The sequence below is a fragment of the Amycolatopsis sp. NPDC104819 genome, from assembly GCF_055583145.1.
In genome coordinates this window covers 57,308-83,215 of the sequence record NZ_JBVJON010000006.1, presented here as the reverse complement: position 1 = coordinate 83,215, position 25,908 = coordinate 57,308, and the positions used below count along the sequence as shown (strand labels likewise).

Below are 25,908 nucleotides of genomic sequence, written 5' to 3'. Positions count from 1 at the left end.
TCCTCGTCAGTGTGGTTGCGTGGTCTGCCAGAAGTCGCACTGGTGGGTGGCCGAGGTGTCGTCGGCGCGGGTTGCGTTGGGTGCCAGGGCGAGAACGGAGCTGGAGTCCGGATTCATGGCCGGCATGGCCGGTGCACCTGGCGCGGTCGGCACGCCGGTGCGGGCGAAGCTGCTCCAGTAGCCGATCATCGTGTCGGCCAGCTGGGCCTTCGCCGGGTCGGTCACCAGGTTGCGTCCGCCGAGGTCGAACAGGAACGGCAGGTCCGTGGCGTGGGCGGCGCCGCCCTGGGGAAGGCCGGGGACCACGTTGCCGTTGATGTTCGGCGGGTTCGGGTCGGCGAACTCGTAGCCGTACACCTTTGTCTTCGCGGCCATCGCGCGGTTGCCGGACAGCGTCTGGCAGCCCCAGGTGCTGTCGGAGGTCACCTTGGCCCAGGCCGCGGGCGCCGACGGGAACCTGCTCAGCGGGTAGCGCGCCAGCACCTGCGGAGCCGCCGCGCCGTAGGCGGCCTGGACCAGTGCCGGGTAGGTCGCCGCGGTGATCGTCGTCGGGTCGGCCGCGATGTCTCCGGCGACGAACGCGTTGTGCTCGTCGCGGTTTCCGCCCGACAGCACCGGAACGTCGGCGACCTTGCCCGCCCGCAGCGCGTCGGCGGGCGCCTCGGGCAGCAGGTCCGTGCCGTAGGTCAGGCCATTGGAGAAGTCCGTGTTGAGCTTCGTCAACGCGGACACCGGCTGCTTGCGCAGGCACTCGATCGGATTGGAGCCGTTGCAGCCCAACGTCTTCGCGGCCGCGTCGCCGCGTTGTTCGGTGACGGCCAGCGGCTTGTACGGCGTGTCGGCGGGCAGGCCCGGGTAGATGACGCCGGCGGGCCAGTTCAGCAGGCACGAGCCCGAAGAGATGGCCACCCGTTGCGCGAGGCCCTTGGCCGCCGGGGAGGTCAGGAACGCGCAGGCGGACATGCCGCCCGCGGATTCCCCGAACACGGTGACGTTGGCGGGGTCACCGCCGAACGCGGCGGCGTTCTGCTTCGCCCACCCGGTGCCCGCGATCTGGTCGGCGAGCCCGAAGGTGCCGGAGCCCGCGAGGCCGGGCAGTCCGAAGTAGCCGAACACGCCGAGCCGGTAGTTCACCGTGACCACGATGACGTTGCCGCGTGAGGCGAGGCGTTGCGCGTCGTAGGCGGCACCGGAGCCGGAGGTGAAGCCGCCACCGTGCCACCACACCATCACCGGCAGCTTCGCGCCGGCCGGCATCCGGCGGGGTGTCGTCACGTTGAGGAACAGGCAGTCCTCGGCCGCCGAGGGTTCGGCACCGGGCAGCGTGGACGCCTGCGCGCACGCCGCCCCGGGTTTGGTCGCTTCGACGACGCCCGGTGCCGCAGGCGCGGGTTGGGGTGCCTGCCAGCGCAGCGCCCCGACCGGGGGCTGTGCGTAGCGCACACCGAGGAACTCCCTGGCGGTGGGTGTGTTCAGGCCGTGCAGGCTGCCGCTGGTGGTCTGCACGGTCAGCGGTGAGTCCTCGGCGGCCGGAGTGCCGGGAGTGGACGAACACGCCACGAGTGTGCTCGCCAGCGTGACCAAGGCAAGGGAAAAGGCTGTGGTGGTGCGTTTCACGTGTCCTCCTTGCGGGTGGCGGCATCCAGCGTGCGCAGCAGTTCGCCGCGTACGTGGTCTGCTCGGCTGCCTCGGGAGAGGTGTCCCGCGGCCGCGTCGAGCGCCGCGCGGACGGTGGACGCCATGAGGTCGGCGTCGAAGTCACGGAACTGACCGTCGCGTTGTCCCGCGAGCAGGACCTCCCGGACGTCGGTCATCTCCTGGTTGTGCGCCGCGGTCTGCGGGCGGGTCGGAGCATCGGTGTGCCGTGCGGCGCCGAAGATCTCGCCGAGCGCGGCGACGTGGTTCGGGTAGGCGGCGTAGAAGTCCACGCTGCCTCCGATGAACGCCAGCAACGCGTCCCGCGGGCTTTCCGCGGCGGCAACGGCCGGTCCCACCTCGCGGACACCGAGCTCGTACACGGTCTGCAGGACCTGGTCGATCAGGTCGGCACGGTCCCGGAAGTGGTGGGTCAGCACGCCCCTGCTGACGCCCGCGTGCTGCGCGATCACGACCGTGGAGGCGTTCTCCAGGCCGTCACGCGCGATCACCTCGATCGCGCACTCGACCAGCTGGGCCCGCCTGGCCGTGCGGATGAACGAGGGCCGCTTGGTGCGATCGGTCGGCTCGCCGGCTGCTGCCATGGGCTCACCATACAGGCCTATTCGGAATCGAACAGCCCTGTTCGTAATCTCGTGTCCCCGGCGGGAGCTACGTCAGGCCCGCGGGGGAGCGCACCACGGTGAGGGTCGCGGGACCGACTCGCAGGATTCCGTCATCGAGAGGGGCGCAGCGCACGCCGCCGCGCCCGCGGAGGCCGCGGAACGCGCCGGGCGCCAGCACCACGTCCATCCAGGCGCACGGGTGGGCCGGGCGGTAGGCCTGGAAACGGACTTCGCCCGCCCCTGAGTCGAGGCCGAAAACGGCTCCGGTTCCGCCACGCGGCGCGGCCAGCTCGTCAACGGGAAACCCGCGAAGGACGATGTTGCGTCGCGCCAGGTGCGGATCGGGTACCACGTCGAGTCCGAGAACGTCGAGCGACTCGGCGGCGAAGAGGGTGACGGCGGCGCGGCGGTGGGCGGGCTGGTTGAAGTACCGGTCGCCGACGATCCCGAGCGTGGCGCGCACGGCGACCTCGGCGCGCTCGACGGGTTCCGGGTCGGGCCGCGGGCCGTCCGCAGGACGGCCTTCGAAGGCGTGTGCGGACGAGACCAGCAGCGCGACGATCTCCACCGGGGCCGAGATCGTGCCCGCCGTTCTCACTGCCCGTCGGTGTCGCTGGTGAACAGGGTGCGGTAGTCGCCGTAGCCCGCGTCTTCCAGGTCGTCGAGGTGGATGAACCGCAACGACGCGGAATTGATGCAATAGCGCATTCCGCCCTGGTCGAGCGGGCCGTCGTCGAAGACATGGCCGAGGTGGCTGTCCCCGTGGAGTGAGCGGACCTCTGCGCGGATCATCCCGTGGCTGAAGTCCTCCCGCTCGACGACGTTCGACTTGACGATCGGCTTGGTGAAGCTCGGCCACCCGGACCGGCTGTCGTACTTGTCGACCGAAGCGAACAGCGGCTCGCCGGACACGACGTCGACGTAGATCCCCGGCTCGTGGTTGTCCCAGTACGCGTTCGCGAACGGACGTTCCGTGCCGTCCTGCTGGGTCACGCGGTACTGCTCCGGAGCCAGCTGCGACACGGCGTCCGGACTCTTGTGGTACTTGGCCTGCTGGGACACAGCTCTCCCTTCCCCGCCTTGCGGCGCGAAGCTGGGGCGCCAGGTGAAGCGCACCTGGACGTACAGCTGTACAGACGTGCGGCGTACCCGCTCTATTCCGACAGGCGCAGGCCCTCCCCGCCGCAGCGGGCGTCCGGGGACGCCCGGCCGGGTGTTCCCGGACGGACGCCCCCGCGCCCGAACGGCCCGTCGCCTGGGATGAACGGCGAGCCGTCGGCTGGGAGACCGGTTTTCCGGCGGGTGTCGTCAGTTCCGTTCGTATGCGCCGATGTCGTAGCCCGCGCCCGCCGGGCGGTTGTGGTCGGCCGTGAACGGCCCGGCGACGACTTTGTTGCGCAGCACGTTCGTCCCGGCGAACCGGTCGGCATCGATCACGAGGGATCCTTTTGCCTTGCCGGTGGAGAGGTTGTCGAAGACTCGCACCGAGGACGGCAGCCGGCCTTCGGAGTAGTCCTCGACCGCGAGTCCGATGCCCGCCTTGGTCTTCTCCCGGTTCCTCCCACCACGTTGGTGTAGACGTCCACCGTGGACGATGAGTCGACGTAGGTGTCGGGGCCGACCGTCGAAGCCAGGACCGCCACGCTTCCTCACCACGTCGATTCCCACCTCGCTCCGCCGGACGGCCGGTCTCGTTCTCTTCTTAGCGGAACACCGTGGGGACCGGTCCCCGGCGGCGAGGGTCACGGTCCGGGCGGGGGCGGACCGGGCACGCGCCGGGCGACCGCGCCCACGAACACGATGAACAGGCCCAACTGCAGACCGGTCGCCCAGCGGTTCCGCTGCCGAGCGCGTCAGTCACCGCGGGGAAACATCACCCGGGAACAGCCGTGATGACGATGTTGTCCCGATAGCTCCTGGCTGTGCGGTCGAAGGAACCGCCGCAGGTGAACAGGGTGACGCGGGGCCTGCCGGTGGTGGCGAAGTACGGCTGCAGGTCGATCTTGTCCTTGGGGATCTGTTCGCGCGCGACGACGACGAACGAACGGGTCGCCCCGTCCTCGCCGGTGAGCGACAGCGTTGCCCCCGGGTCGAGTTCACGCAGCCGGAAGAACGCGCCGGGTCCGGTGGTGGCGCTGTCGACGTGGCCGCCGATGACGAGCGAGCCGGCCGGACTGTCCAGCGCCGGCCCGAACCGGTACCAGCCGACGGTGTCGACGCTCGGCGGGACCGAAAAGGCGCCGGTCCGGTCGACCCCCGCCGGTGTGACCTTCGCCGTGACGCCGATCCGGGGGATGGTCAGGCGCACCGGCCGCACGGCCGGTTTTCCGGGGGTGGCCGGCCGTGCGGGTTCGGTCGGTGGTGGCGCCTCCAGCCGCGTCACGATCGGGGCCGGGGGGCCGGGTGAGTCCGCCCGGTTGCCCAGCAGGGTGCCGGCCACTACCGCCAGCACACCGGCGGTGACGAGTGCGACAGCCGCGGGGCAGTGCGTCCCGGCGAACTGCCGGGACGCGCCGCTGCGTCGATCCCGGTTCACCGGGCCGGGTTGCCCGCGCGCCGCCGGAACAGCAGGAAGACGCCGAGGAGCACCAGCAGGACACCGCTCACGGACAGCGTCGACCACCAGGCGCCGGCGTCGTCGGCGGCCAGTCCGCCGGTGCCGGTGGGCATCGAGGAGGGTGCACCACCCAGGTCCTTGATCGTCTGCGCGGTGAGCGCGAGCGTCTTGGCGTCGGCCGAGCCGATCGCGTAGACGATGGTCGAAGTGCCCGCCGCGAGGTCCAGGTCCTTCGGGCCGAGCACCACGGTGCCGGTCCCGGCGAGCGTCACGTCGGCGCTCACCGTTCCCGCCGGCAGGTCGGCCATTGCTTCCTTCGGGTTGGTCAGACCGGGGAACACCGGCTTGCCCGCGGCCCGGACGTCGACGGCGGGGGCGGCGGCCGTGTGCCGGACCACGAGCCGGGCCTGGCCCGCGGCGATCATCGCGGTGTCGTTGACGAACGCGGTCAGCGCGGGCTTGCCCGCGGTGTCGAGGTGCGCGACCAGGCTGAGGTTCTTGCCACCCGGCACCGCGAGGCTCTTGTTCTCCAGGATCGCGCTGGTCGCCGCCTCGCCCGGTTTGGTCAGCGCGACGTCATACGTGCCGGCGGCCAGGCTCAGCGGTCCGGCGATGGCGGCCGGCTGGAAGTTGTCGAGGGTCTTCTTCCCGTTGACGTAGACGTCGACCGGCTGACCGGGAATGCCGTGCACCACCGACACCATCGACTCGGCGGCTGCCGCCGCCACCCCGGGCGAGACGGTCGAGAGCGCGGCCAGAATCCCGGCCGAGGCCAGTAGGGTGAGTGAACGCAGAGCGGAGTTCATCAACTGCTCCTTCGAGGCCGACGTTCCAGGTGCTTGTCGATTCGTCCGGAACCGCCCGGCCGGATGCAGCGGCGTGAGTCTTCTTTCCGGATGCCCTCTCCGACGTGACGATCGACGGTGTCGCCTCACCTCCGCCGGCGGCTAGGGTGTCGTCCGTGTCCGAAGATGCCGTGACGAGCGGCACAGCCGACGATCTCGCGTGGCGGTTCGCCGCGGGCGAGCCGGATGCGTTGCGCGCGGTTTTCGACCGCCACGGACCCGCGGTGCAGCGCCTGGCCAGGGCGAGCCTGCGCGATTCCGCCGACGTCGACGACGTCGTGCAGGCGACCTTCGTCTCGGCGTGGCGCGGCCGTCACACCTACGACCCGGACAAGGCCGGGTTGCTGGCCTGGCTCCTGGGGATCACGCGACGGCGCGTAGTCGACCTGCTGCGTGCCCGGGGCCGCCAGCAGCGGGACAGTGCCGCGGTCGCCGCGGTCGCGCCGACGGAGGAGGCCGCGGCCGAGTCGCCGGAACGCGTGCTCGACCGGCTGGTCGTCGTCGACGGCCTGACCCGGCTGCCCGACCCGCAGCGGGAAGTCCTCCAGCTCGCCTTCTACGCTGATCTGACCCACACTCAGATAGCCGAGCAAACCGGACTGCCGCTGGGCACGGTGAAGAGCCACCTCCGGCGTGGAATGCAGAACCTGCGCTCTCAGCTCGACCGCACCCCGGAGGAGGTGAACGATGTCGCACCCGGATCCCGATCGGCTCGTGCTGCTCGCCCTTGACGAACAGCACCTCGAACCGGAGGACACCGCCCACCTCGACGGCTGCGCCGAGTGTCGCGACGAGATCGAGTCGCTGCGTGCCGTCGCGGGGCTCGGCCGCGAGACGATCACGGAAACGTCATTGCCGCCGGTGCGGGAAGCCGTCTGGGAGCGGATCGCCGCCGAAACCGGTCAGGCGACCCGGCCACCGTCGAACGAAAACGGCGGGCAGGTCCACTCGCGCCGGCCGGCGGGCGTCGAACGCACAAGTGGCCGCCGGATCTCCCGCGGCGCGCGCTATACGGTCGTCGCGGCCGCCGCCGCGGCGATCGGTGTGGCCGGCACCTTGATCGTCGTGAACGCTGGTGGTGAGAACGACCGGATCGTTGCGGAAGCCCAGCTGAGCCCTCAGGAATCCGCCCCGCCCGGCGCGTCCGGGCGGGTCCGGATCGTCGACACCGGAACAGGCTCGTTGCGGCTGCAGGTCCAGCTGACCGGCATGCCGGCTCCGGCCGGGCTGTACGAAATCTGGCTGTACGACGGCGCCAAGACGATGATTCCCCTCGGGGTGACTGCGGGTACCGAAGCCGACGTCTCGGTGCCGCCCAACCTGGCCTTGAGCAGTTATCCCGTTGTCGACGTTTCCGTGCAGGAGCTCGGCCAGCAGGAGCACGGCGTCAGCATGTTGCAGGGAAAACTCGGCACCTGAGCGGGCGATGTGCCGGCCGGCGAAGAAAGATCATTCGTCGGCGAAGTCAGTGGATTCCGCCAGTTCGCGCCACTGCGCGAGCTCGGTGGCCACCGTGGCGAGCTTGTCTTCCACCAGCCGCAAGCAGTCGCTGCCCAGTTGCAGGCGAAGCGGCGGTTCCGGTGCGGCGTTTGCTGGTGCTGGTCAAGAAGTCCGTGCGGAACGAGCCGGGCTCCACGATCATGACGTGGACGCCCAGCGGGGCGAGTTCTGCCCGCAGGGCCTCGCTGATCCCTTCGACGGCGAATTTCGAGGCACTGTAAAGGCCGCGTCCCGCTCCGGACGCGAAACCGGCGCTGGAGAGCAGGCCGAACACGTTGGTGTCGAAGAGATCCCGCACTTCCGAGCCGGAAGCTTCCTCCACCGCGCCGAAGAGTCCGTAGCCGGTGTTGTTGACCAACACGTCGATCCGGCCGAAACGCGCTACGCCCGCAGCGACGGCTGCCTCGGCCTGAGCGGGGGTCGGTGACGTCGAGCGGCACAGTCAGCAGCGCACCGCCGTGCCGTGACAGATGCTCGGCGACGGCCGCGGGATTTCGGGCTGCTGCCACGACTTGGTCGTCGCGGTCTTCGCTCGCACGTCGTGCCGGCCCCACAGCGATCCTCGGCCAGTCCCGGTAGAACGACTGCGCCTGCGGGTTCACGGCCAGGATGTCGAAGTAGCGGCCGTAGAGCAGGGCAGGAGTGGTGGTCCACGTGTTCAGCAGCGAGACGAGCTCCGGCGCCGCCCGTGTCCGCTTCGGTTTCGCGGGCGTTGCCAGGCCGCGGAGGTACGCGGTCGCTTCTTCGTCCAGGAGCAACGCGTCAGCGAGCGCCTGGACGACCCGCGACGAGGGATTCCGGTCCCGGCCCTGTTCCAGCCGGACGTAGTAGTCCGTGCTCACCCCGGCCAGCATCGCGACCTCGCCGCGCCCGGAGAAAATCGCCCAAACGAGGAGCCATCTGCCGTTTTGTCATGTCGCGACCTCCTCCGCACGCCGTTCCTGCCGCAGCCGACGGTAGGCCGCCCCCTCGGCGGCCGGGTAGCTCTGCGACACCCACCTTCCGAGCCGTCTCGCCGCAGCCAGGACCGGGGTGGCCGCGAAGGTGGCCGCGGCGCCCAGCGGGGTGTCGGTGGCCAGAATCCACCGCACCGGCTTCATGGCCGTGGTGAGGACTTCACTTCCGCGGGCCCGCATCGCTGCCTCGAACAGGCTGATGGACACGGTCAGTGTGGTCGTGCCGGCGGCGACCCTTTCCAGGTGTTCGACCAGGCTGGCGGCGTCGCGAATGGCAGCTCCCGCACCCATGCCGGCGGTCGGGGGAGTCGCGTGGACGGCGTCGCCGAGAGCGGTGATCGAACCGGCGGGCCACGGGGCCAGGTCACGGGCTCGCGTCGAGGCGGCGTTGAACCGGAACGCGGCTACACTCCCCGGATCGGCGCGGGTGATCACCTCGAGTGCGTGCCCGCGCCAGCCCAGCTCGCGGAACCTGGCCGCCAGCGAGTCCCGCAGGCCGGCGTCGCGAAGGTCGCGCAGCGAGTCCGTGGCCGGGGACTCGGGGAACATGGCGCCCCAGATGTAGGTGGGCCCGGTGGTGACCGCCATCCGCAGGCCGGGCGCGTCGAGCACCGCGTTGCCGGCAGGGTCGAGGAAGCCGACGTAGAGGGCCGCTCCACGAGGGCCGATCGCCAGCCCCGATCGGCGTCCGAGCCGCTGCTGCTCGCCCGGGCTCAAAGCCTCGAAGGACGTTCGCCCGGAAAAGCCGACGATGCCCGCTGGTGCGTTGGTGGGGCCGCCTGCCAGGTAACGAGCCACCAGGGAGTGGGTCCCGTCCGCGCCGACCAGCAGGTCGCACGGAACGGCCGGGGTGCCGGCGAACCTGGCCAGGGGCGTGCCGTCTTCGGCGCGATCGACGCCGGTGACCTCGTGGCCGAGGTGGAGGTCGTCGCCGACGGCTTCGGCCAGCAGAGTCCGCAAGGTGACGCGGTCGATGTCCACACCGGACTCACCGCTGAGGTCAGGGCCCTCTCCCAGCAACCGCCCGCGCCGGTCCCAGAACGCATCCCTGTCCCGCAGGCGCAGTGCGGATGCGGACGCCAGCAGCCGCTCGAAGATCTGCGGTGCGATCAGCTTCCGCAACGCCGACTGCGCGCGCTCGTCCAACGTGATGTGGTATCCACCGGTCGCCGCCACCTCGAGGTCGCGATCGAACACCGTGACCCGGAACCCCCGGCGACGCAGACCTGCACCCAGGGCAAGGCCACCGATTCCGCCCCCGACTACGACAACACGCATCCTGTTTCGACTCCCTCTTGGTTGCTGCCCCTCAGCGGCGACTCTCGCACCAGTAGTGGACACCGAGTGGCCTCGACCGGGCATGATGTTTCTCGTGGCGGACACTTCACGGCGGGCGTTGCGACTGCTGTCGCTGCTCGCGGCCCGCCGGCAGTGGTCGCTCGGCGAGCTCGCCGGCCGGCTCGGCGCCAGTGAACGCACCATCCGGCGTGACATCGAGACGCTCCGGCAGCTGGACTATCCGATCGCCACCGTCCACGGTCCCGACGGCGGCTACCGGCTCGGCGCCGGTCACGCGCTTCCGCCGTTGCTGCTCGACGACGACCAAGCCCTCGCGGTCGCGGTGGCCCTGCAGACCGCACCCCGCACGGTGTTCGGTCTCGGAGACGACGCGGCCCGGGCGCTGGAGGCCCTCAAGCAGGTCATGCCGGCCCGGCTGCGGGCCGCGATGGAGTCCCTGCGGCTGACCAGGCTGCCGAACTACTGGGAGTTCCCGGCTCCGCCCATCGACTCGGACGCGCTCAAGACGGTGGGTGATGCGGTGCGCCGCCGCCGCGTGCTGACCGTGGAGGAACTGCGCGCCGACGGCTCACGCGCCGAGCCACGGGATGCCGGCTTCACGCCTGCGCTCCGGATCGAGCCGCACCACCTGGTCGTGTGGGCCGGACGGTGGTACCTGGTCGCCTACCACGTCGCCGACGAGCGGTGGCGCGTCCACCGAGTCGACCGCCTTCACGCTCGCGCCGAGACGCGCTCCTCGTTCGCCGCGCGGGAGCTCCCCGGCGGCGACGTCGCTCACTTCGTCATGACGAGCCACGAGCGGGGCGACACGCCGGCCGCCTGGCAGTGCACCGGCACCGCGCACCTGAACCTGCCCGCCGAGACCGTGGCCCGCTGGGCTCCCGGCGGATCGGTCGTCGAACACCTCGACGCGCGGCATTGCCGGGTCAGCATCGGCGCCTGGTCGTGGGCCGGCATCGCGGGAATCCTCGCCACCTTCGACGCCGATCTCACCCACGTGCAGCCACCGGAGCTGGTCCAGGCCTGCCGCCGCCTGATGCAGCGATGGAGGGCTGTCGCGGCGGACGCGGACTCGCCAGGCTAGGTCGCTTGCCCGCATCCGTTCGAGGTGCTCTTGGCGTATCCCTCGTGTCCAGGAAGCAACGAGAACGGAGTCATCATGCGCCTTCGCATGCTCGGGGTGTCCGTCGTCGCCGCGGCCGCCATGGCCGGTGTCGCCGCGGCGCCGGCCCAGGCTGCTCAGCCGGTGACCGCGTCTTCCCACGCCGTCTCGCACCACCACTTCGGCAAGGGCCGGACCGACCTCACGCTGGACGCCGCCGCGGCGAAGGCGCTCACGTCGCTCGGCGTCAAGGTGTCGCCGGTCTTCGCCAAGGTCAGCCATCCCGGCGGGAAGACCGTCTTCGGGTTCACCATCGTCGGCAACCCGAACGACGGGACGATCGAGCACGTGGGCGGCCTGCTGCTGCGTGCGGGTGGCAAGTGCCTCTACCTGACGAGTTACACCATCGACCTCAAGCGCGGAGTGCTCAGCGGGAAGATCAACTTCGGGGCGCGCGCCGACCTGTTCACGATCGGCGCGGCCACCCCCGCCGGAGTCACCCTGGCGCTCACCGCGCCGGCGGCTGCGTTGCTGAACAAGACGTTCGGCGTCACGGCGTTCACCCAGGGGCTGGTCATCGGGTATGGCAACCCGATGATCCGCAAGTAACCGCTCCGCCGGAGGTGGCCCGAGCGGCCACCTCCGGCGGCCTGCCGGGCGAACCTCAGCGGGTCGACGACGCCGGCACGGGATGCCCTTACTTCAAGGTGTGTACAAACGGATGCCCGGCCGCCGTTCGGCGCTTTACAGCTCACGCCGACGGTCCTACGGTGCGCTCGCACCCACGCGGCCGGTCCATGCCGACCACGGCTGAAGGAGGTCAGGTGTTCCGCAACCACAGACGCAGTACCCGCTCCACCGTCACGGTGCTCGCGGCCGCGGCCCTGCTCGCGGTTCCCACGTTCACCGCCAGTAGCAGTGCCGCTGTCGACCTGGGCGCCACGCCCTGGCTGGACACCCACCGCCCCGTGCCGGCGCGGGTGGAGGCCCTGCTCCGCGCGATGACGCTGCCCGAGAAAGTCGGCCAGATGGACCAGCAGCTGGTCAGCACGCTGACCGACGCCGACAGCACGCGGTGCGGGAACAACGGTTTCAACCTGCCCAATCCCGACTGCATGCGAAAAATCCTGGTCGACTCCAACGTCGGTTCGATTCTCGCGGGCGGTACCGACAATCCGGTCGACACCACGGGCAAGGGCGGCGTGGGCAACACCGGCTACGACTGGGCCACGGAATACAACATCATCCAGCAGTTCGCGATCAAGAACTCGCGCCTGCACCTCCCGGTGGTGTTCGGCGTCGACGCGGTACACGGCTTCGGCCACCCGTGGCAGGCGCCGCTGTACCCGCAGTCCATCGGCATGGGCGCCACCTGGGACCCCGCGCTCGCCCAGGCCGGGGGCAAGGCGACCGCGGACGCCCTGCGCGCGACCGGCTGGAACTGGAACTTCGCCCCGGTCCAGGACATCGCGCGCGACAACCGGTGGGGCCGCACCTACGAGACGTGGGCCGAGCAACCGGCCCTGGCGGCCGCGATGGGCGCCGCGAACATCAAGGGCCTGCAGACGCCCGGCAGGCGCGGTGAGCTGAACGTCAGCGCGACGGTCAAGCACTTCGCCGGCTACTCGCAGTCGGTCAACGGCCACGACCGGGCCGAGGCGCTCCTTCCCATGAACTACCTGCAGACGACGATCCTGCCGCCGTACGCGGCCGGGATCGACGCGGGCGCCGGGACGGTGATGGTCAACTCCGGGTCGATCAACGGCGTGCCGGCGACGTCGTCGCACTACCTGCTGACCGACGTCCTGCGCGACCAGATGCACTTCCAGGGTGTCGTGATCAGCGACTACCAGGACGTCACCGCGTTGCAGACCGCCTATCACATCGCGGCGGATCTCCCGGGTGCCATCGCCGCCGCCGTGAACGCGGGTGTCGACATGAGCATGCAGGTCTCCGACGCGGCGGGGTGGCAGACCGCGATCCTGCAGGCCGTCAGCACGGGCAAGATCTCGCCCGCGCGGATCGACCAGGCGGTGCGCCGCATCCTCACGCTGAAGTTCCAGCTCGGCCTGTTCGACCAGCCGTGCGTGGCCGACCCGGCGAAACCGTGCGTGAACGCGAACGCCGCCAACGCCGCCGTCACCGCGGGCCGGGACCAGACGGCCAAGGCCGCGCGGGAGTCGATCACGTTGCTGCGCAACGAGAACAACGCGCTGCCGTTGCCGGCCGGCGCGAAGGTCGTGGTGACCGGCCCGAGTGCGGACTCGATGACCAACCAGCTCGGCGGCTGGAGCGTGAGCTGGCAGGGCGTGGCGGGTGCCGGGCACGTGTGCTGCATGGGCCCCGAGAACCAGATTCCACCGGGCACCACCGTGCTGGGCGGCATCCGGGCCGAGGACCCGGCCGCGGTCTACGCGCCGGACCAGGCCAGCGCCGTCGCGGCCGCGGCGGACACCAGTGCCTATGTGGCGGTGGTGGGGGAGAAGGCCTATGCGGAGGGGCTGGGCGACAACCCGGCGCCGGCCCTGGCGCCCGACCAGCAGGCCCTCATCACGGCGCTGGAGGCGACCGGCAAACCGGTGATCGTCGTGGTCGTCGCGGGCCGGCCGGTCGGGCTGGGCCCGGCGGAGAAGGCGAACGCAGTGCTGATGGCCTACCAGGGCAGCACGGAAGCCGGCACGGCCGTGGCGGATGTGCTGTTCGGCAAGACGAACCCCGCGGGCAAGCTGCCGATCAGCTGGCCGTCCGACGCGCCGGCCGTCGGCGGCGACTTCGCCGGCACGGCGCCGTCCCCGCTGGGTGACCAGCCGAAGTTCTTCGACCAGCTGCCCAGCACGGCGTCCGGTCAGGGCAACGCGTACAACCCGCAGTTCCCGTTCGGTTACGGCCTGTCGTACACGACGTTCACGCACACGAACCTGGCGGTGACGCCGAAGGTCGCGCGGGGCGGGACGGCCACCGCGACGTTCACCGTCACCAACACCGGGACCCGCGCCGGCACCGACATCGTGCCGGTGTACGTGGCCCAGCCGGTGAGCCCGGTGGTGGTCCCGCCACAACGGCTGGTCGGCTTCGCGCGGGTGACGCTCGACCCGGGCCGGTCACAGGTCGTGCGCGTGTCCTTCCCGGCGGCCGCACTGGCCGAAAGCGCACCGGACATCAACGCGTCCGGCCCGCCCGCCGTGGTGCCGGGCAGTTATGTGCTGCAGCTGGACAAGAACGGCACGACACCGTACGAGGTGGACGTGTCGGCGCCGTTCCTGATCCGGTAGCCCGGGGTCGAGTGCGGGGCGACGTCGGCGCGTCGCTCCGCACGGGCGGTCCAGGCTCTGGTCCTCTTGCTGAGGTTCGGCGATGGTGACCGTTCCCCGGCGTCGAATGAAGACTTCACTACGAGGAGACGAGTCGCAGCCGTGGCGCGGCTACCGGAGAGCCGAGATCGACCGGTCGAATGCGTCTGCGGCAACACCAGCTGCGAGGCCAAGATCTCCGGTTAAGCGGCCTTCCAGATCGCGTGGTCGAGTTCCCAGGGTGTCCGGCCCAGCTCGGCAGCGGCGTCGGCGAGCAGCCGCCGTGCGGCCGGGACGGTGACCTGGTGGCCTAGGTGGCGAATCAGCCAGCCAAGCACCTTCCGGTCCGGTTTCACCTGCTCGTCGGTGCCGGCCAGCATCCAGAGGTAGCGGAGCCGGATGTCGTGCGTGCCGTTGCCGGGGACGGCTCGCAGCCGGCTTTCCACGGCGTCGAGCCGGGTGAGGTCTGCTAGGAGCGTGGTGACTTCGCCGAGGGTGTGCACGCCGGAGCCGGCGAGGACTTCGGCGTAGCACACTGCGGCTTCCGCCTTGAGCACGCCGCCTCGTGTGCTGGTGCGGCCCCGGTTCTCCAGGATGTCGGTGGCGAACCGGTCCGATCCCAGCCGGCGGCCCAGGTCCGCCAGCGCGTCGACGGGCTGCTCGGCGGTGGTGCCGGCCACGGTGGCGAAGTCGGCGACGTCGACCAGGTGGGGCACGAGACCCTGGTGCTTCGCGTACCGGTCGCAGACCGCGATCGTGCTGGTGTACCGGGCGTTGATCGAGAACACCGAGTCGAGCACGCACACCGGCAGGTGCGCCCATCGTCGGGCGCGGGGCCGGATGTCGAGCCCCGTGGCGGCTTCGACCAGGCGGTGGACGTCCGCGGCCGTGGTCATGGCCGTGCTTCGACCGGGCGGAGGCGGAACATCGTCAGCGGGAAACCACTGTCGATGAGGCTGCTGGCGTGACGGCCGCCGTGGGCATCGACGAATTCCAGGGCCGCCATGTGGTCGCCGGACAGGAAGGCCCCTTCGATCGCGCTCGCGTCGCCCTCGCGGGCGATGCGCGTCGATAGCTGCTGGCCCAGGTACTGCGCGAGGCTGTTGTGGCGGCCGGTCTCGGCGCCGCCGATCTCGAAGCCCAGCTCATGGGCGACTTCGGGGTACCTCGTGTGGAGCGCGATGGCCAGCTGATAGGCCGTGGCGTACGGGCGGCCGAGGTGGTGACCCGGCGGCTCTGGGGTCATTTCACGCAGGACCTCGACGACCTTCTCGAGCACCGACAGTCGGTTCCACACACTCGGCACAGCCGCCTCTTCCGCGTTCCGATCGGACGTCGGCAAGTCGCGTGCGGCGGCTGCGCTGTTACTCGCGCAGGTACGGCTAGGTGCAGACATCGCGCCGGGCACCTTGGTGTCCCCCGTTGCCCGCCAGTGGCTGGACCGCTTCGCCGACGCCCGAGGCATTCACGAAGACGAAGGTGTCACCCAGCGCGGCCTCGGGAATCGTGCCTCACGGAGCGGCGGGGACATGGCACCGGATGTCCCGCGGTCGCGATCGACCGGACGAAATGGCTGCTCAGCCGCGACGAGGATCGGCTGTGACGGCGAGCCGGTACTCCTGGTTCAGCCGGGCGAACCTCAGCGGGTCGACGGTGGCCGGGTCGGTCGGCAACGCGATCACCGCCGCGTTGCCGGGAGTGCGGCGGATGTCCGTGCCCAGGTGTTCGGTGATCGGGGGCAGCAGCCGGTAGTGGTCTGCGTCGACGTAGGTCCACCAGCTCAGCCAGTCCGGCCAGGAGCCCCACGGTGGCGGGGTGCCGCCCGAGAGCGGGTCGGGCAGCTCGGACCAGATCTGTTCCCACGACCATTCGTCCTCGACGCGGCCGAACAGCGCACCGGTCTGGTCCGCGATCGTGATCCACAGGTCGGTGAGCAGCCGGTGCAGCTTCCGGAACGGTTCGGCGTGGGCGGCGGGGGTCCGTGGGCAGTGGACCGAGTCCAGCGCCAGGTGCAGGGAGTCCCAGCCGCGTCCGTCGTCGGGCTTGGTGGAGAGCCAGATGTCCACTTCGGTCCCGGTCCACAGATTGGTCGACCACGATCCCGTGGCGAGGCTGTGCACCAGCTGATCCCGGTCGAGTACCCGGTGTTCGCCTTCGCGGCCCGGCGCGTTGTCGAAACCGTTGATCCTGCCGTCCGGCCGGTACGTGACAGCCCGGCGTTGCCGGCCAGGGTCAGCAGCAGCTCTACCGTCGTGGGGTTCATCGTTCCGCTGGGCAGTGACAACGTCCAGTTCCAGTCCGAGCCCATGGCCGGCATCTTCGCACGGTTCGTCCTGCGGCTGGCTCGAACCATTCCTCGGGAACGGGAGCCGCTTTCGCGCGGCGCGTGACGATGTCGCCGATCGACCTGCGGGCATCGTGGTACCACCGCGAATGAACGTCGGTCTCGTCCGCGGCCGGAAGGTCGGCGCCGACCAGCTCGAGCAGCTCCCGCAGCAGGGAGAGATAGGCGGCCGAGCGGTCAGTCGTGCGCCCCGGTAGCGGGTCGAGCAGGATCGGCTCTTCGTCCTTCGACGTCCCGGGCTGCGTTCTGCTCACTACCGTGTTCAAGAACCGTGCGAGCCGGGTATCCGCCGAGTCGAGTCACCTCCCGTGCTTGGCGGTGATTCGGCGACGGCGTCGGTTCAGCAGCGAGCCGGCGCCTTCGTGCGTCACCGGTCCGGCGCGGCCAAGGCGGTCTCGACGAAGTCGTGGGCGATCTCGCGGAGCTTCGCGTTCCGCTCCTGCGACGCCTTGACGAGCAGCTGGAAGGCGTCGTCGGCCGGGATGCGGTGCAGGGCCATCAGGATGCCCTTGGCCTGGTCGATCACCGCGCGGGAGGTCAGCGCCGTGCGCAGCTGCTCCATGGTCTCGCGGGCGGTTTGGTGCCGGCGGGTGCTGCGAAGAGCGGCTTCGGCGGCGGCGGTGTAGAGCTCCAGCAGGGCCGCGTCGAGCGCGCCGAAGCTGTTGCCGCCGGTGTCGTACAGGTTGAGCGAACCGTGGTACTGGTGGTCGACGAACAGCGGGGCGGACAGGTAGGCGACGATCGAGGACTCGCCCGCGGCCGCGGCGAACTCGGGCCACCGCGGAGCCGCCTCGGTCACCTTGACCCGCTGGAGCTCGCCGGTCCGGGCGGCCTCCAGGCAGGGGCCGCGCCCGGCGGCGTACTGCGCCTGGTCGACGTGGTGCGCGCTGTCCCCGGTCGCCGTCGCGGTGTACGGGGCGCCGTCGCGCAGCAGCGTGATGCTGGCGAGCTCCGCGTCCGGCACCGCGTGCATGACCTGCCGGCACACCCGGTTCAGGACCACCAGCAGGTCGTCTTCCTCCGCGAAGGTGCCGGCCAGCCGGTCGAGCGCGGCGGTGACGTCGTCCACTCTCCGCGCGGCGTCGCGCTCGTGCAGCAGGTTGTCGTCCATCGGGCGCTCCCTCGGGTGGCTGTGCTCGGCGCCGTGTTCGGTCGTCGGTTGTAGCCTGATTTCCCAAGGTGGGGTTCCCGCCAAACGGTTTGAGCCGGCCCGTAGTGGGTAAGCGCGGGTAGTGGAGGCGCGCGTTGTGACAGTCAGGGCTCCGGCGGCGACTCTCTGGTGTGCCTTCTTCTCGTTCTCCTCGCGATGCCGTCGGCCGCTCGCGGTCACGAATGTTCCCGCTTCGCTCGCCGCGCGGTCGTGGTTGGGGCGGCCGGGTCGGTGTCTTCACCCAGACCGCCACGGCGCTCGCGGCCATCGGCGCGCTGATCTTCACCGGGCTGTCCGTGTATGTGACCAGTAACCAGAACGCCGCGCAGAACGAGCTGGCAGCGCAGAGCCAGTACACGGACCGCTACACCAAGGCCGTCGACCAGCTCGGCCAGCAAGGCGCCGACCGCGTTCAGATCCGGCTCGGCGGGATCTACGCACTCGAACGGCTCGCCCGCGACTCCCCGCGTGACCAGCCCACCATCATCGAGATCCTGTCGGCGTTCATCCGCAGCACCCGTGCGCCGGTCGTCCAAGGCGTCGCGTGTCAGAAGCAAGAGCTCCCCGTCGACGCCAAAGCGGCCCTGTCCGTCCTGAACCGACGTGACCGCGGCCGCGACGAACACACCGGTATCGATCTCAGCGGAGTTTGTTTTCCCGGCGTGAACTTTTCTGCTTTCCATTTGGAAGAAGCAAAACTCGATGGCTCGGACTTTACGGAGGCTGCCTTTGTGTTGGCCGGTCTCGATCACGCGAGACTACGCGACGCAATCCTTCGTGGTGCCAAGCTCGACCGGGCGGATCTCACTGGGGCGGATCTCGGCGGTGCAGATCTTCGAAGAGCGTCCCTGAGGGCCGCCGACCTTAACAGTGCCTCCGTCGTTCTGGCCGATCTCGGCGACGCTGACCTGACTGCGTCGGATCTGAGGGGCGCCGATCTCGGAGACGCCCACCATGACGATCGCACCAGCCTCCAAGATGCGCTGAAAGACGAGCACACGGTCGGCGCCTGGTGATGCCTGGCCCGTGCGGAGGTCACGACGGGTGGATGAGACGGCTCTCGTAGGCGAAGACCACGGCCTGGATCCGGTCGCGGAGCTCGAGCTTCAGCAGGATCCGTCCCAGGTGTGACTTCACGGTCGCCTCCGCGAGGTGCAGCCTGGCGGCGATCTCGGAGTTGGACAGGCCGGCTCCCACCTGGACGAGCACCTCGTGTTCGCGGGCGCTGAGCCGGCTCAGCCGCTCGTGGTGTTCGGTGCCGGCGCCGGGCAGGTGCGGGCGGAACTTCTCCAGCAGACGGCGGGTGATCCGCGGGGAGACCACCGCGTCGCCCGCGGCCACGTGACGGATCGCCGTGAGCAGTTCCTCGGGCCTCGTGTTCTTCAAGAGGAACCCCGACGCTCCGGCCTCGAGCCCGGCGAAGGCGTAGTCGTCCAGGTCGAACGTGGTGAGGATCAGCACCCGGGTCTGCGGACAGGTCGCGACGACCTGCCGGGTCGCCTCGATGCCGTCGGTGCCGGGCATTCGGACGTCCATGAGGACGACGTCGGGGCGCAGCTCCCGGGCGAGGCGGACGGCCTGGGCGCCGTCTTCGGCTTCGCCGACCGGGGCCATGTCGGGCTGGGCCTCCAGGACCGTGCTGAAGGCCATGCGCAGCAACGCTTCGTCGTCGGCGACCAGGATGCGGATCGTCACGCGGACGCCACCGCGCTGCCGGCGAGGACGAGGCGCGTGTGGACACCCCAGCCGCCGCCCGGGAGCGGGCCGGCTCGCAACGTTCCCCCGTAGGAGGCCGCGCGCTCTCGCATACCGGTGATGCCGTGGCCGGGCCGGACTTCGGTGGGGGACGGCGTGCGGGCGCCGCTGTCGGTGACGTCCACGGTGACGGTTTCGGTCGAGCACTCGATCCGGACCTTCGCCTCGGTGCCGGTGGGGGTGTGCTTGAGCGTGTTGGTCAAGGCTTCCTGGACCAGGCGGTAGACGGTCAGCTGCGCGGTGGCCGGGATGTGCGCGTGGCCGCCGTCGACTTCGATCCGGGTGGGCAGCCCGGCCGCGCACATCTGGTCGGCGAGGGTCTTCAGCTGGCTGATCCCGGGCAGCGGGTGGCGCAGCGCCTCCGGTTCGCCGGTGCGCAGGATGCCCAGGGACCGCCGCATGTCGGTCAGGGCCTGCCGGCCCGTTTCGGAGATCTGCAGCATCGCGGTGGTGGCCTTGCCGGGCGAGCGGTGCTGCGCGTAGACGGCGGCGTCGGTGAGCGCGACCATCACGGACAGGTTGTGGGTGACGATGTCGTGCATCTCCCGGGTGATCCGGGTCCGCTCTTCGGCGACGGCCACCCGCGCCTGCTGGTCGTGTTCCCGCTCCAGGCGCCCGGCCCGTTCCTCGACGGCCGCGAGGTAGGCGCGGTGGGTCCGCACGTGCACGCCGAGGACGCCGACGGCGACGATGATCGCGGTGACCGCGACGAACGGGGTCAGGAACGCGCCGTCGGTGGCCCAGCGCAGGCAGGCCAGCAGGCCCCCGGTCGCCAGGACGGCCCCGGCGACCAGCGTGCCGCGCAGGCCCGAGTGCACGGCCACCGCGTACAGCGCCACCAGCAAGGCGATGTCCGCCGGCAGCTGGACGTCCAGCAGCCACTGCAGCGCGGCTACGGCCACCACGGCGGCGAACACCGTGCGCGGCGCCCGGTGCCGCCACACCAGAGGCAGCGTGAGGACGACGGTGAGGGTCACGGCCACGGGCAGCTCTCGAGGCGGCCGGGTGGTGACGACGTTGAGCAGGAGAAGTGCCGGCAGCAAACCACCCCGCACCACCGGCGGCAGCCGGAAAGCCCGGCGTGCGACGGCTCTTCCGAGCCGAGCCGCTCGTCCTGTCCGGTGGTCGCCGGGTCCGGCAGCCGCCTCGGTCATCGCACGTTCCTGTCGATCCAGCCCCGGTACAGGGCGCGTCCCGTCATGCTAGGCCGAGGGCACCGCTCCGCACATGAGCCCGGCGTCGGATCCCACCCGGCCGGGATCCGACCTGAGGAGGAGTCCCACCACCTCCTGCGGTCGCAAGCCAGCCCCCGATCCGGCCGGGCCGAGTGCCACTCCCGTCGCATGCGACGTGCTCGGGATGGCGACCGGAGAGCGATGTGGCCGCGCCTCCCCGGCGTCGAGGATGGCCGGGTGACCGAGATCATCACGGGACTGAACCTGTCCCTCCTGGAACTCTTTGTGGTGATGGGCGCCGTCGCAGTGGTGGTGGCGCGCTGGCTTCCGGCCGCCGTCCGCTCGCGCGCCACGATCGCGGCGGGGGCGGTTCTCCTGGCGTCCGTGGTCGCGCTGGGCGTGACGGGGGTCCGCTGGCAGCTGCTGCCGGTGCTGGCCGGCGCCGTTTTCGTGGCGCCGTTCGCCTTCTCCCCGGTACTGCGACGTCGTACCGGCCGGCCGGCACGACGGGCCCGCTGGTGGCTCGCGCTGCCGGGCACGGCGGCCTGCGTTGCGCTGATCGCCGCGGGCGTAGTGGCCGCCTGGGCCTTTCCCGTCCCCGTGTTCCCCGGCCCCTCGGGGCCGTTCGCGGTCGGCACCCGCGTGCTGCAGTGGACCGACCCGCTCCGGCCCGAGACCTTCACCGCCGATCCGGGCGACCGGCGCACGGTCGTCGTCCAGCTCTGGTACCCCGCGCAGAACAGCACCGCCGACGTACCGCGGGCCCCCTACCTCGGACGCACGGAGGACGAAGCGCGCATCGTCTCCGGCGCCCTCGCCACCGGAACCGGCCTGCCGGGGTTCCTGCTGGACGACGTCCCGCGCGCCCGCAGCCATTCGGTCTTCGACGCCCCGGTGGCGCGCGACGGAGGACGGTTCCCGGTCGTGCTGTTCTCGCCCGGGTCCGGCGGGGTGCGCACCCAGAACACCGCGTGGGCGGAGGAGCTGGCGAGCCACGGTTACGTGGTCGCCGCGCTCGACCACCCGTACGACTCCGCCGCCGTCGTCCTGGCCGACGGCCGGACGATCACCACCGCAACCGTCTCCAGCGGCGACCGCGACACCGACGAAGTACTGGCGGCCGGCTGGACCGCGGTCCGGGCCGCCGACCTCGGCTTCGTCCTCACCCGGCTGACGGGTCTGAACCGGGGTGACGGCGCCGACCCGCTGGCCGGGCGCCTGGACACCGGCCGGGTCGCCGCGACCGGTCACTCCCTGGGCGGCGCCGCCGCGCTGCAGGCCGTCCGGGAGGACCGCCGGTTCGCCGCCGTCATCGACCTGGACGGCTACCCGCACGGCCCGGTGACGCCGGCCTTGGCCCGGCCCGCGCTCGCCCTGACCCAGGCCATCACCCCGGCAACCGATCCGCGCTACCTGCCCCGCCTCACCGAGGTGCTCGAGAGCAGCACCGCGACGAGCTACCGGCTCACCGTTCCCGGTGCGGCCCACCTCACGTTCACGGACGGGCCGCTGTACCTGCCACCGGTGCCTTCGATCGTCGGTTCCCTGGGCCGCACCGAGAGCCCGCGGGTCGTGGCCGCGGCCACGCTCGCCTTCCTGGACACCGTTCTCCGAGGTGCTTCCACCGACCTGGCCGGCGTGTTGCCGGCTTACGGAGATCTCAGCGTCCACCACCCGGGCACCCGCCGCTGACCGGCTGGCGCTCCGGGGGAACCCCGCGGTCACGGAGGACTGACTCAGAAAAACCCGTCGCGCCCGGCTCCCGGCGGGACCTGGTGCCCGAGGTCGGCGCTGATCCGCGCGGCGGTGCGGACGACCAGCGGCACGACCTCCTGACGCAGCTTCCCGACGTCGAACCGGCCGCTCGACGTCGACGACGCCAGCGCCGCCACCACGGCCCCGGTCTGGTCGCGCACCGGCGCCGACACCGACAGCAGGCCCTCCTCCAGTTCCTCGGCGACCAGGGCCCAGCCCTGGTCGGCGACCGTGCGCAGGGCCTGGCGGAACTCGGCCTCGCCGGTGATCGTCCGCGCGGTCAGCCGGGGCAGCCCGGCCGCCACCACCTCGTCCACCAGGGCCGGCGGGGCCCACGCCAGCAGCGCGCGGCCCATCGACGTCGCGTGCGCGGGCACCCGGGTGCCGATCGAGACGTTGATGCTCATGATCCGCCGCACCGGCACCCGCGCGATGTAGACGACCTCCGGGCCGTCGAGCGCGGCGAGGGACGCCGACTCGCCGGTCTCCTCGGCGAGGCTCAGCAGCCGCGGCTGGGCGATCTCGATCATCGCGTGGGACGCCGAGTAGTGCTGGCCGATGCTCAGCACCCGCGGGGTCAGCGACCACCGGCCGCCGCTGCCGTCGACGTACCCGAGCCGTTGCAGCGTAAGCAGAATCCGGCGCACGGCCGGGCGGGACAGCCCGGTCGCGCCCGCCAGCTCGGCGAGCGTCGGGTTCGTGCGGTCGGCGTCGAAGGCCATCAGCACGGCGAAACCGCGCTCGATGCTCTGGACGAAGTCGCGGTCGCCGCCTGGTTCCTGCTCCATCACCTCATCCTTCCGCATCGGCCGTCTTGACAACGCCGGGCACGCGGGGGAGTCTCATCAACGTGTCCGCATAGCGTGCAAAGTGTACGCACAGCGTACAGGAGGTGAGAGCGATGACGCTCGACCAACGTGCAGTCCGCACCGCTTTCGGCCGGTTCGCCACCGGCGTCACCGTCGTGACCTGCCGCAACGACCGGGGCGAGCCCCACGGCGCGACCGTCAACGCCTTCACGGCCGTTTCGCTGGAACCGGCGTTGTGCCAGGTCACGCTCACCCGCCAGGCCAAGGCCTGCGCCTATCTCGACGGCGCGCCGTTCGCGGTGAACGTGCTCGCGGCGGACCAGCTCGACACGGCGTGGCACTTCGCCGGCCGCCCCCAGGACCGGGCCCCGGCCTGGGCCGAGGGCGTGCTGGCGCCGGTGCTGACCGGCACGGCGGCCACCATCTCCTGCCGCCCGTGGCGCACCTACGACGGCGGTGACCACCTCATCGTCGTCGGCGAGGTCGAGCACCTCGAAACCAGTGACGCCGACCCGTTGCTGTTCTTCGCCGGCGGGTTCCGCGAGCTCGGCCCGCGCGGCCACGACCACTGGTCGGCCTCGGTCGACTGCCCCGACCTCGGCTGGTTCGGCTCCGCCACGGAGTTCGCCCCGCTGACCACCGCTTCCTGACGACCATTCACCGACGAAGGGTTTGCCGATGACCATCCAAGAGGACGCGCCGGCGAAGGTGCGCACGACCCGGCCGATGACCGGCGACGAGTACGTCGAGTCCATCCGCGACGGCCGGGAGGTGTTCATCGACGGCGACAAGGTCGGTGACGTCACCACGCACCCCGCGTTCCGCAACTCGGTGCGGATGACCGCGCGGCTCTACGACGCGCTGCACGACCCCGACCGGCAGTCCGTGCTCACCGCGCCGACCGACACCGGCAGCAGTGGCTTCACCCACCCGTTCTTCCGCACGCCGCGGTCCAAAGAGGACCTGTTCGCCGACCGCGACGCGATCGTCGCCTGGGCCCGGATGACCTACGGCTGGATGGGCCGCAGCCCGGACTACAAGGCCGCGTTCCTCGGCACGCTCGGCGCGAACTCCGACTTCTACGAGCCCTTCGCCGACAACGCCCGGCGCTGGTACGCCGAGTCGCAGGAGAAGGTCCTCTACTGGAACCACGCGATCATCAACCCGCCGGTGGACCGCGACCGCAACCCCGACGACGTCAAGGACCTGTTCATCCACGTCGAGGAGGAGCGCGACGACGGCCTGATCGTCTCCGGCGCCAAGGTCGTCGCGACCGGCTCGGCGATCACCAACTACAACTTCATCGCCCACTACGGCCTGCCGATCAAGAAGCGCGAGTTCGCGCTGGTCTGCACGGTCCCGATGGGCGCGCCGGGCATGAAGCTGATCTGCCGCAACTCCTACGCGAAGGTCGCGGACGCGACGTCGGGCCCGTTCGACTACCCGCTCTCGAGCCGGTTCGACGAGAACGACACGATCTTCATCCTCGACAAGGTGAAGATCCCCTGGGAGAACGTCTTCATCTACGGCGACGCCGAGCAGGCGAGCACCTTCTTCCCCGGGTCCGGGTTCCTGCACCGGTTCACCTTCCACGGCGTCGCGCGGCTGGCCGTCAAGCTCGACTTCATCGCCGGGCTGCTGATGAAGGGCGTGGAAGTCACCGGCACCAAGGACTTCCGCGGCATCCAGATCCGCGTCGGCGAGGTCATCGCCTGGCGCAACCTGTTCTGGGCGCTGTCGGACGCGATGGCCGCGAACCCCGACGAATGGAAGAACGGCGCGGTGCTCCCGCACCTGGACTACGGGCTCGCGTACCGCTGGTTCATGACGCTCGGCTACCCGCGGGTGCGCGAGATCATCATGCAGGACCTCGGCTCCGCGCTGATCTACCTGCCGTCGTCGGCGAAGGACTTCCAGTCGCCCGAGATCCGGCCCTACCTCGACCAGTACGTCCGCGGCTCCAACGGCTACGACTCCGTCGAGCGGGTGAAGCTGATGAAGCTGATCTGGGACTCGATCGGCAGCGAGTTCGGTGGCCGCCACGAGCTCTACGAACGCAACTACTCCGGCAACCACGAGGGCGTGCGCGCCGAGCTGCTGTTCGCGTCCCAGCAGTCCGGCTCGGCCGCGGCGATGAAGGGCTTCGCCGAGCAGTGCATGGCCGAGTACGACCTCGGCGGCTGGACCGTCCCCGACCTCTACAACCCCGGCGCCACCTCCCTTTCCCGGTGACTCGAAGGACTTCCGCGATGACCACCACCACCGAACACCACACGCCCACGGCCGCCGGTTCGGGCAGCTCCGCCAGCGAGGCCTTCCGCGCCGCCGCCCGGGAGACCGGCGAGGTGCCACCCGAGCGCGTCGACGAGGTCGCCCGCGCCGTGCTGCGCGGCGTGCACCAGGCGATCCGCGAACACGACGTCACCTACCCGGAGTTCCAGGCCGCGAAGCAGTGGCTGATGGACCTCGGCGAAGGCGGCGAGTGGCCGCTGTTCCTCGACGTCTTCGTGGAGCACGTCGTCGAGGAGGTCGCCGCCCGGACGCAGGACGGGACCAAGGGCAGCATCCAGGGCCCGTACTACCTGCCCGGCCAGGAAACCCTGGCGTGGCAGAGCACCCTGCCGATGCGCGGCGACGAGAAGGGCGCCCCGCTGGTGTTCGCCGGGCAGGTCCGCGACCTGGACGGAAACCCGGTGGCCGCGGCCGAGCTCGACGTCTGGCACGCCGACGACGACGGCTACTACTCCGGCTTCGCCCCGGACATCCCGGCCGGCAACCTGCGCGGGGTTGTGGTGACCGACGGGCAGGGGCGGTTCGAGATCACGACCGTGCAGCCCGCGCCGTACCAGATCCCGACGGACGGCCCGACCGGCAAGCTCATCGCCGCGGCCGGCTGGCACGCGTGGCGCCCGGCCCACCTGCACCTGATCGTGCGGGCGCCGGGACACCGCACGATCACCACGCAGCTGTACTTCCAGGGCGGCGAGTGGCTCGACAGCGACGTCGCCGAGGCGACCAAGCCGGAGCTGGTGCTGGACCCGGAGCCGCGCGAGGACGGCCGGCTCGGCGTGACGTACGACTTCGTGCTCGAGCGCGCCTGACGTCCCGCC

At 70.9% G+C, this 25,908-nt stretch carries 26 protein-coding genes and 2 pseudogenes; 11 read left to right on the top strand and 17 right to left on the bottom strand.

From position 1 onward, the window contains the following. Positions 1-6 precede the first annotated feature (6 nt). The 7 genes from ACZ63E_RS19785 to ACZ63E_RS19755 all read right to left on the bottom strand — a co-directional run bounded on the left by ACZ63E_RS19785 (position 7) and on the right by ACZ63E_RS19755 (position 5,624). Positions 7-1,617 (bottom strand): carboxylesterase/lipase family protein, encoded by a 1,611-nt coding sequence (locus ACZ63E_RS19785; protein ID WP_465337603.1) that lies wholly within the window; start codon positions 1,615-1,617, stop codon positions 7-9. After that, positions 1,614-2,240 (bottom strand): TetR/AcrR family transcriptional regulator, encoded by a 627-nt coding sequence (locus ACZ63E_RS19780; RefSeq protein ID WP_465337602.1) that lies wholly within the window; start codon positions 2,238-2,240, stop codon positions 1,614-1,616. The genes ACZ63E_RS19785 and ACZ63E_RS19780 overlap by 4 nt, the downstream gene beginning before the upstream one ends. Positions 2,241-2,307: 67 nt before the next feature. Continuing rightward, the gene (locus tag ACZ63E_RS19775; RefSeq protein WP_465337601.1) at positions 2,308-2,859 is read right to left on the bottom strand and encodes a molybdenum cofactor biosysynthesis protein; all 552 of its coding nucleotides are present in this window, start codon (positions 2,857-2,859) and stop codon (positions 2,308-2,310) included. Next, positions 2,856-3,323, bottom strand: a complete 468-nt coding sequence (gene msrB / locus ACZ63E_RS19770) for a peptide-methionine (R)-S-oxide reductase MsrB (RefSeq protein ID WP_465337600.1) — start codon at positions 3,321-3,323, stop codon at positions 2,856-2,858. Before msrB ends, ACZ63E_RS19775 begins: the two co-directional genes overlap by 4 nt. Positions 3,324-3,569: 246 nt before the next feature. Next, a complete protein-coding gene (locus ACZ63E_RS19765; protein ID WP_465337598.1) occupies positions 3,570-3,698 on the bottom strand; it encodes a hypothetical protein in 129 nt (42 codons plus the stop codon). Between the two features lie 436 nt (positions 3,699-4,134). Beyond that, the gene (locus tag ACZ63E_RS19760; RefSeq protein WP_465337596.1) at positions 4,135-4,797 is read right to left on the bottom strand and encodes a class F sortase; all 663 of its coding nucleotides are present in this window, start codon (positions 4,795-4,797) and stop codon (positions 4,135-4,137) included. Next, a complete protein-coding gene (locus tag ACZ63E_RS19755; RefSeq protein ID WP_465337594.1) occupies positions 4,794-5,624 on the bottom strand; it encodes a DUF4397 domain-containing protein in 831 nt (276 codons plus the stop codon). The genes ACZ63E_RS19760 and ACZ63E_RS19755 overlap by 4 nt, the downstream gene beginning before the upstream one ends. A 155-nt stretch (positions 5,625-5,779) precedes the next feature. Between ACZ63E_RS19755 and ACZ63E_RS19750 the strand changes: the two genes are divergently transcribed. Together ACZ63E_RS19750 and ACZ63E_RS19745 are read left to right on the top strand one after the other, a co-directional pair. Next, positions 5,780-6,394: an RNA polymerase sigma factor gene (locus ACZ63E_RS19750; RefSeq protein ID WP_465337592.1), complete on the top strand. Its 615-nt coding sequence runs from the start codon at positions 5,780-5,782 to the stop codon at positions 6,392-6,394. Continuing rightward, entirely contained in the window at positions 6,351-7,082 is a 732-nt protein-coding gene (locus ACZ63E_RS19745) for an anti-sigma factor domain-containing protein (RefSeq protein WP_465337590.1), read from the top strand. The genes ACZ63E_RS19750 and ACZ63E_RS19745 overlap by 44 nt, the downstream gene beginning before the upstream one ends. A 229-nt stretch (positions 7,083-7,311) precedes the next feature. On the opposite strand, the pseudogene ACZ63E_RS19740 reads toward ACZ63E_RS19745, so the two are convergent. The 3 genes and pseudogenes from ACZ63E_RS19740 to ACZ63E_RS19730 form a co-directional block, all read right to left on the bottom strand. Beyond that, positions 7,312-7,524, bottom strand: a pseudogene (locus ACZ63E_RS19740) (SDR family NAD(P)-dependent oxidoreductase); the annotation flags it as partial. A 382-nt stretch (positions 7,525-7,906) separates the two neighbouring features. Further along, positions 7,907-8,044 (bottom strand): annotated as a pseudogene (locus ACZ63E_RS19735) (helix-turn-helix domain-containing protein); the annotation flags it as partial. Positions 8,045-8,074: 30 nt separating this feature from the next. After that, positions 8,075-9,481: an FAD-dependent oxidoreductase gene (locus ACZ63E_RS19730; RefSeq protein ID WP_465337588.1), complete on the bottom strand. Its 1,407-nt coding sequence runs from the start codon at positions 9,479-9,481 to the stop codon at positions 8,075-8,077. Positions 9,482-9,491: 10 nt separating this feature from the next. On the opposite strand from ACZ63E_RS19730, the gene ACZ63E_RS19725 reads away from it, so the two are divergent. From ACZ63E_RS19725 to ACZ63E_RS19715, 3 genes are all read left to right on the top strand, one after another. Further along, on the top strand, positions 9,492-10,502 hold the full coding sequence (locus ACZ63E_RS19725) for a helix-turn-helix transcriptional regulator (RefSeq protein ID WP_465337586.1): 1,011 nt from the start codon (positions 9,492-9,494) through the stop codon (positions 10,500-10,502). A 75-nt stretch (positions 10,503-10,577) separates the two neighbouring features. After that, a complete protein-coding gene (locus ACZ63E_RS19720) occupies positions 10,578-11,129 on the top strand; it encodes a hypothetical protein (RefSeq protein ID WP_465337584.1) in 552 nt (183 codons plus the stop codon). Between the two features lie 215 nt (positions 11,130-11,344). Further along, positions 11,345-13,792 carry a glycoside hydrolase family 3 N-terminal domain-containing protein gene (locus tag ACZ63E_RS19715; protein ID WP_465337582.1) on the top strand — a complete coding sequence of 816 codons (2,448 nt, stop codon included), beginning with the start codon at positions 11,345-11,347 and terminating at the stop codon, positions 13,790-13,792. A 221-nt stretch (positions 13,793-14,013) separates the two neighbouring features. On the opposite strand, the gene ACZ63E_RS19710 is transcribed toward ACZ63E_RS19715, so the two are convergent. The 3 genes from ACZ63E_RS19710 to ACZ63E_RS19700 all read right to left on the bottom strand — a co-directional run bounded on the left by ACZ63E_RS19710 (position 14,014) and on the right by ACZ63E_RS19700 (position 15,930). After that, positions 14,014-14,706 (bottom strand): hypothetical protein, encoded by a 693-nt coding sequence (locus ACZ63E_RS19710; protein WP_465337580.1) that lies wholly within the window; start codon positions 14,704-14,706, stop codon positions 14,014-14,016. Beyond that, positions 14,703-15,089: a hypothetical protein gene (locus ACZ63E_RS19705; RefSeq protein ID WP_465337578.1), complete on the bottom strand. Its 387-nt coding sequence runs from the start codon at positions 15,087-15,089 to the stop codon at positions 14,703-14,705. Before ACZ63E_RS19705 ends, ACZ63E_RS19710 begins: the two co-directional genes overlap by 4 nt. A gap of 298 nt (positions 15,090-15,387) precedes the next feature. Further along, complete coding sequence (locus ACZ63E_RS19700; RefSeq protein ID WP_465337577.1) at positions 15,388-15,930, bottom strand: hypothetical protein; 543 nt, start codon at positions 15,928-15,930, stop codon at positions 15,388-15,390. A gap of 24 nt (positions 15,931-15,954) precedes the next feature. On the opposite strand from ACZ63E_RS19700, the gene ACZ63E_RS19695 reads away from it, so the two are divergent. Next, positions 15,955-16,200: a hypothetical protein gene (locus ACZ63E_RS19695; protein WP_465337575.1), complete on the top strand. Its 246-nt coding sequence runs from the start codon at positions 15,955-15,957 to the stop codon at positions 16,198-16,200. A 321-nt stretch (positions 16,201-16,521) separates the two neighbouring features. Here ACZ63E_RS19695 and ACZ63E_RS19690 read toward each other — a convergent pair whose 3' ends face one another. After that, positions 16,522-17,265, bottom strand: a complete 744-nt coding sequence (locus ACZ63E_RS19690; RefSeq protein WP_465337574.1) for an ANTAR domain-containing protein — start codon at positions 17,263-17,265, stop codon at positions 16,522-16,524. Positions 17,266-17,486: 221 nt separating this feature from the next. On the opposite strand from ACZ63E_RS19690, the gene ACZ63E_RS19685 reads away from it, so the two are divergent. Next, positions 17,487-18,320: a pentapeptide repeat-containing protein gene (locus tag ACZ63E_RS19685; protein ID WP_465337573.1), complete on the top strand. Its 834-nt coding sequence runs from the start codon at positions 17,487-17,489 to the stop codon at positions 18,318-18,320. A gap of 19 nt (positions 18,321-18,339) precedes the next feature. On the opposite strand, the gene ACZ63E_RS19680 is transcribed toward ACZ63E_RS19685, so the two are convergent. After that, a complete protein-coding gene (locus tag ACZ63E_RS19680) occupies positions 18,340-18,999 on the bottom strand; it encodes a response regulator transcription factor (protein WP_465337572.1) in 660 nt (219 codons plus the stop codon). Then, positions 18,996-20,213, bottom strand: coding sequence for a sensor histidine kinase (locus ACZ63E_RS19675; protein WP_465337570.1), 1,218 nt, complete (start codon positions 20,211-20,213; stop codon positions 18,996-18,998). The genes ACZ63E_RS19680 and ACZ63E_RS19675 overlap by 4 nt, the downstream gene beginning before the upstream one ends. Before the next feature lie 258 nt (positions 20,214-20,471). On the opposite strand from ACZ63E_RS19675, the gene ACZ63E_RS19670 reads away from it, so the two are divergent. Continuing rightward, entirely contained in the window at positions 20,472-21,926 is a 1,455-nt protein-coding gene (locus tag ACZ63E_RS19670; RefSeq protein ID WP_465337568.1) for an alpha/beta hydrolase family protein, read from the top strand. 44 nt (positions 21,927-21,970) lie between these two features. On the opposite strand, the gene ACZ63E_RS19665 is transcribed toward ACZ63E_RS19670, so the two are convergent. After that, a complete protein-coding gene (locus ACZ63E_RS19665) occupies positions 21,971-22,777 on the bottom strand; it encodes an IclR family transcriptional regulator domain-containing protein (protein WP_465337566.1) in 807 nt (268 codons plus the stop codon). A gap of 113 nt (positions 22,778-22,890) precedes the next feature. On the opposite strand from ACZ63E_RS19665, the gene ACZ63E_RS19660 reads away from it, so the two are divergent. From ACZ63E_RS19660 to catA, 3 genes are read left to right on the top strand one after another with little or no spacing between them, the layout of a single operon-like run. Next, on the top strand, positions 22,891-23,448 hold the full coding sequence (locus ACZ63E_RS19660; protein ID WP_465337564.1) for a flavin reductase family protein: 558 nt from the start codon (positions 22,891-22,893) through the stop codon (positions 23,446-23,448). Between the two features lie 28 nt (positions 23,449-23,476). Further along, positions 23,477-25,030: a 4-hydroxyphenylacetate 3-hydroxylase family protein gene (locus ACZ63E_RS19655; RefSeq protein WP_465337562.1), complete on the top strand. Its 1,554-nt coding sequence runs from the start codon at positions 23,477-23,479 to the stop codon at positions 25,028-25,030. A gap of 17 nt (positions 25,031-25,047) precedes the next feature. Next, positions 25,048-25,899 carry a catechol 1,2-dioxygenase gene (gene catA / locus ACZ63E_RS19650; RefSeq protein ID WP_465337560.1) on the top strand — a complete coding sequence of 284 codons (852 nt, stop codon included), beginning with the start codon at positions 25,048-25,050 and terminating at the stop codon, positions 25,897-25,899. Positions 25,900-25,908 lie beyond the last annotated feature (9 nt).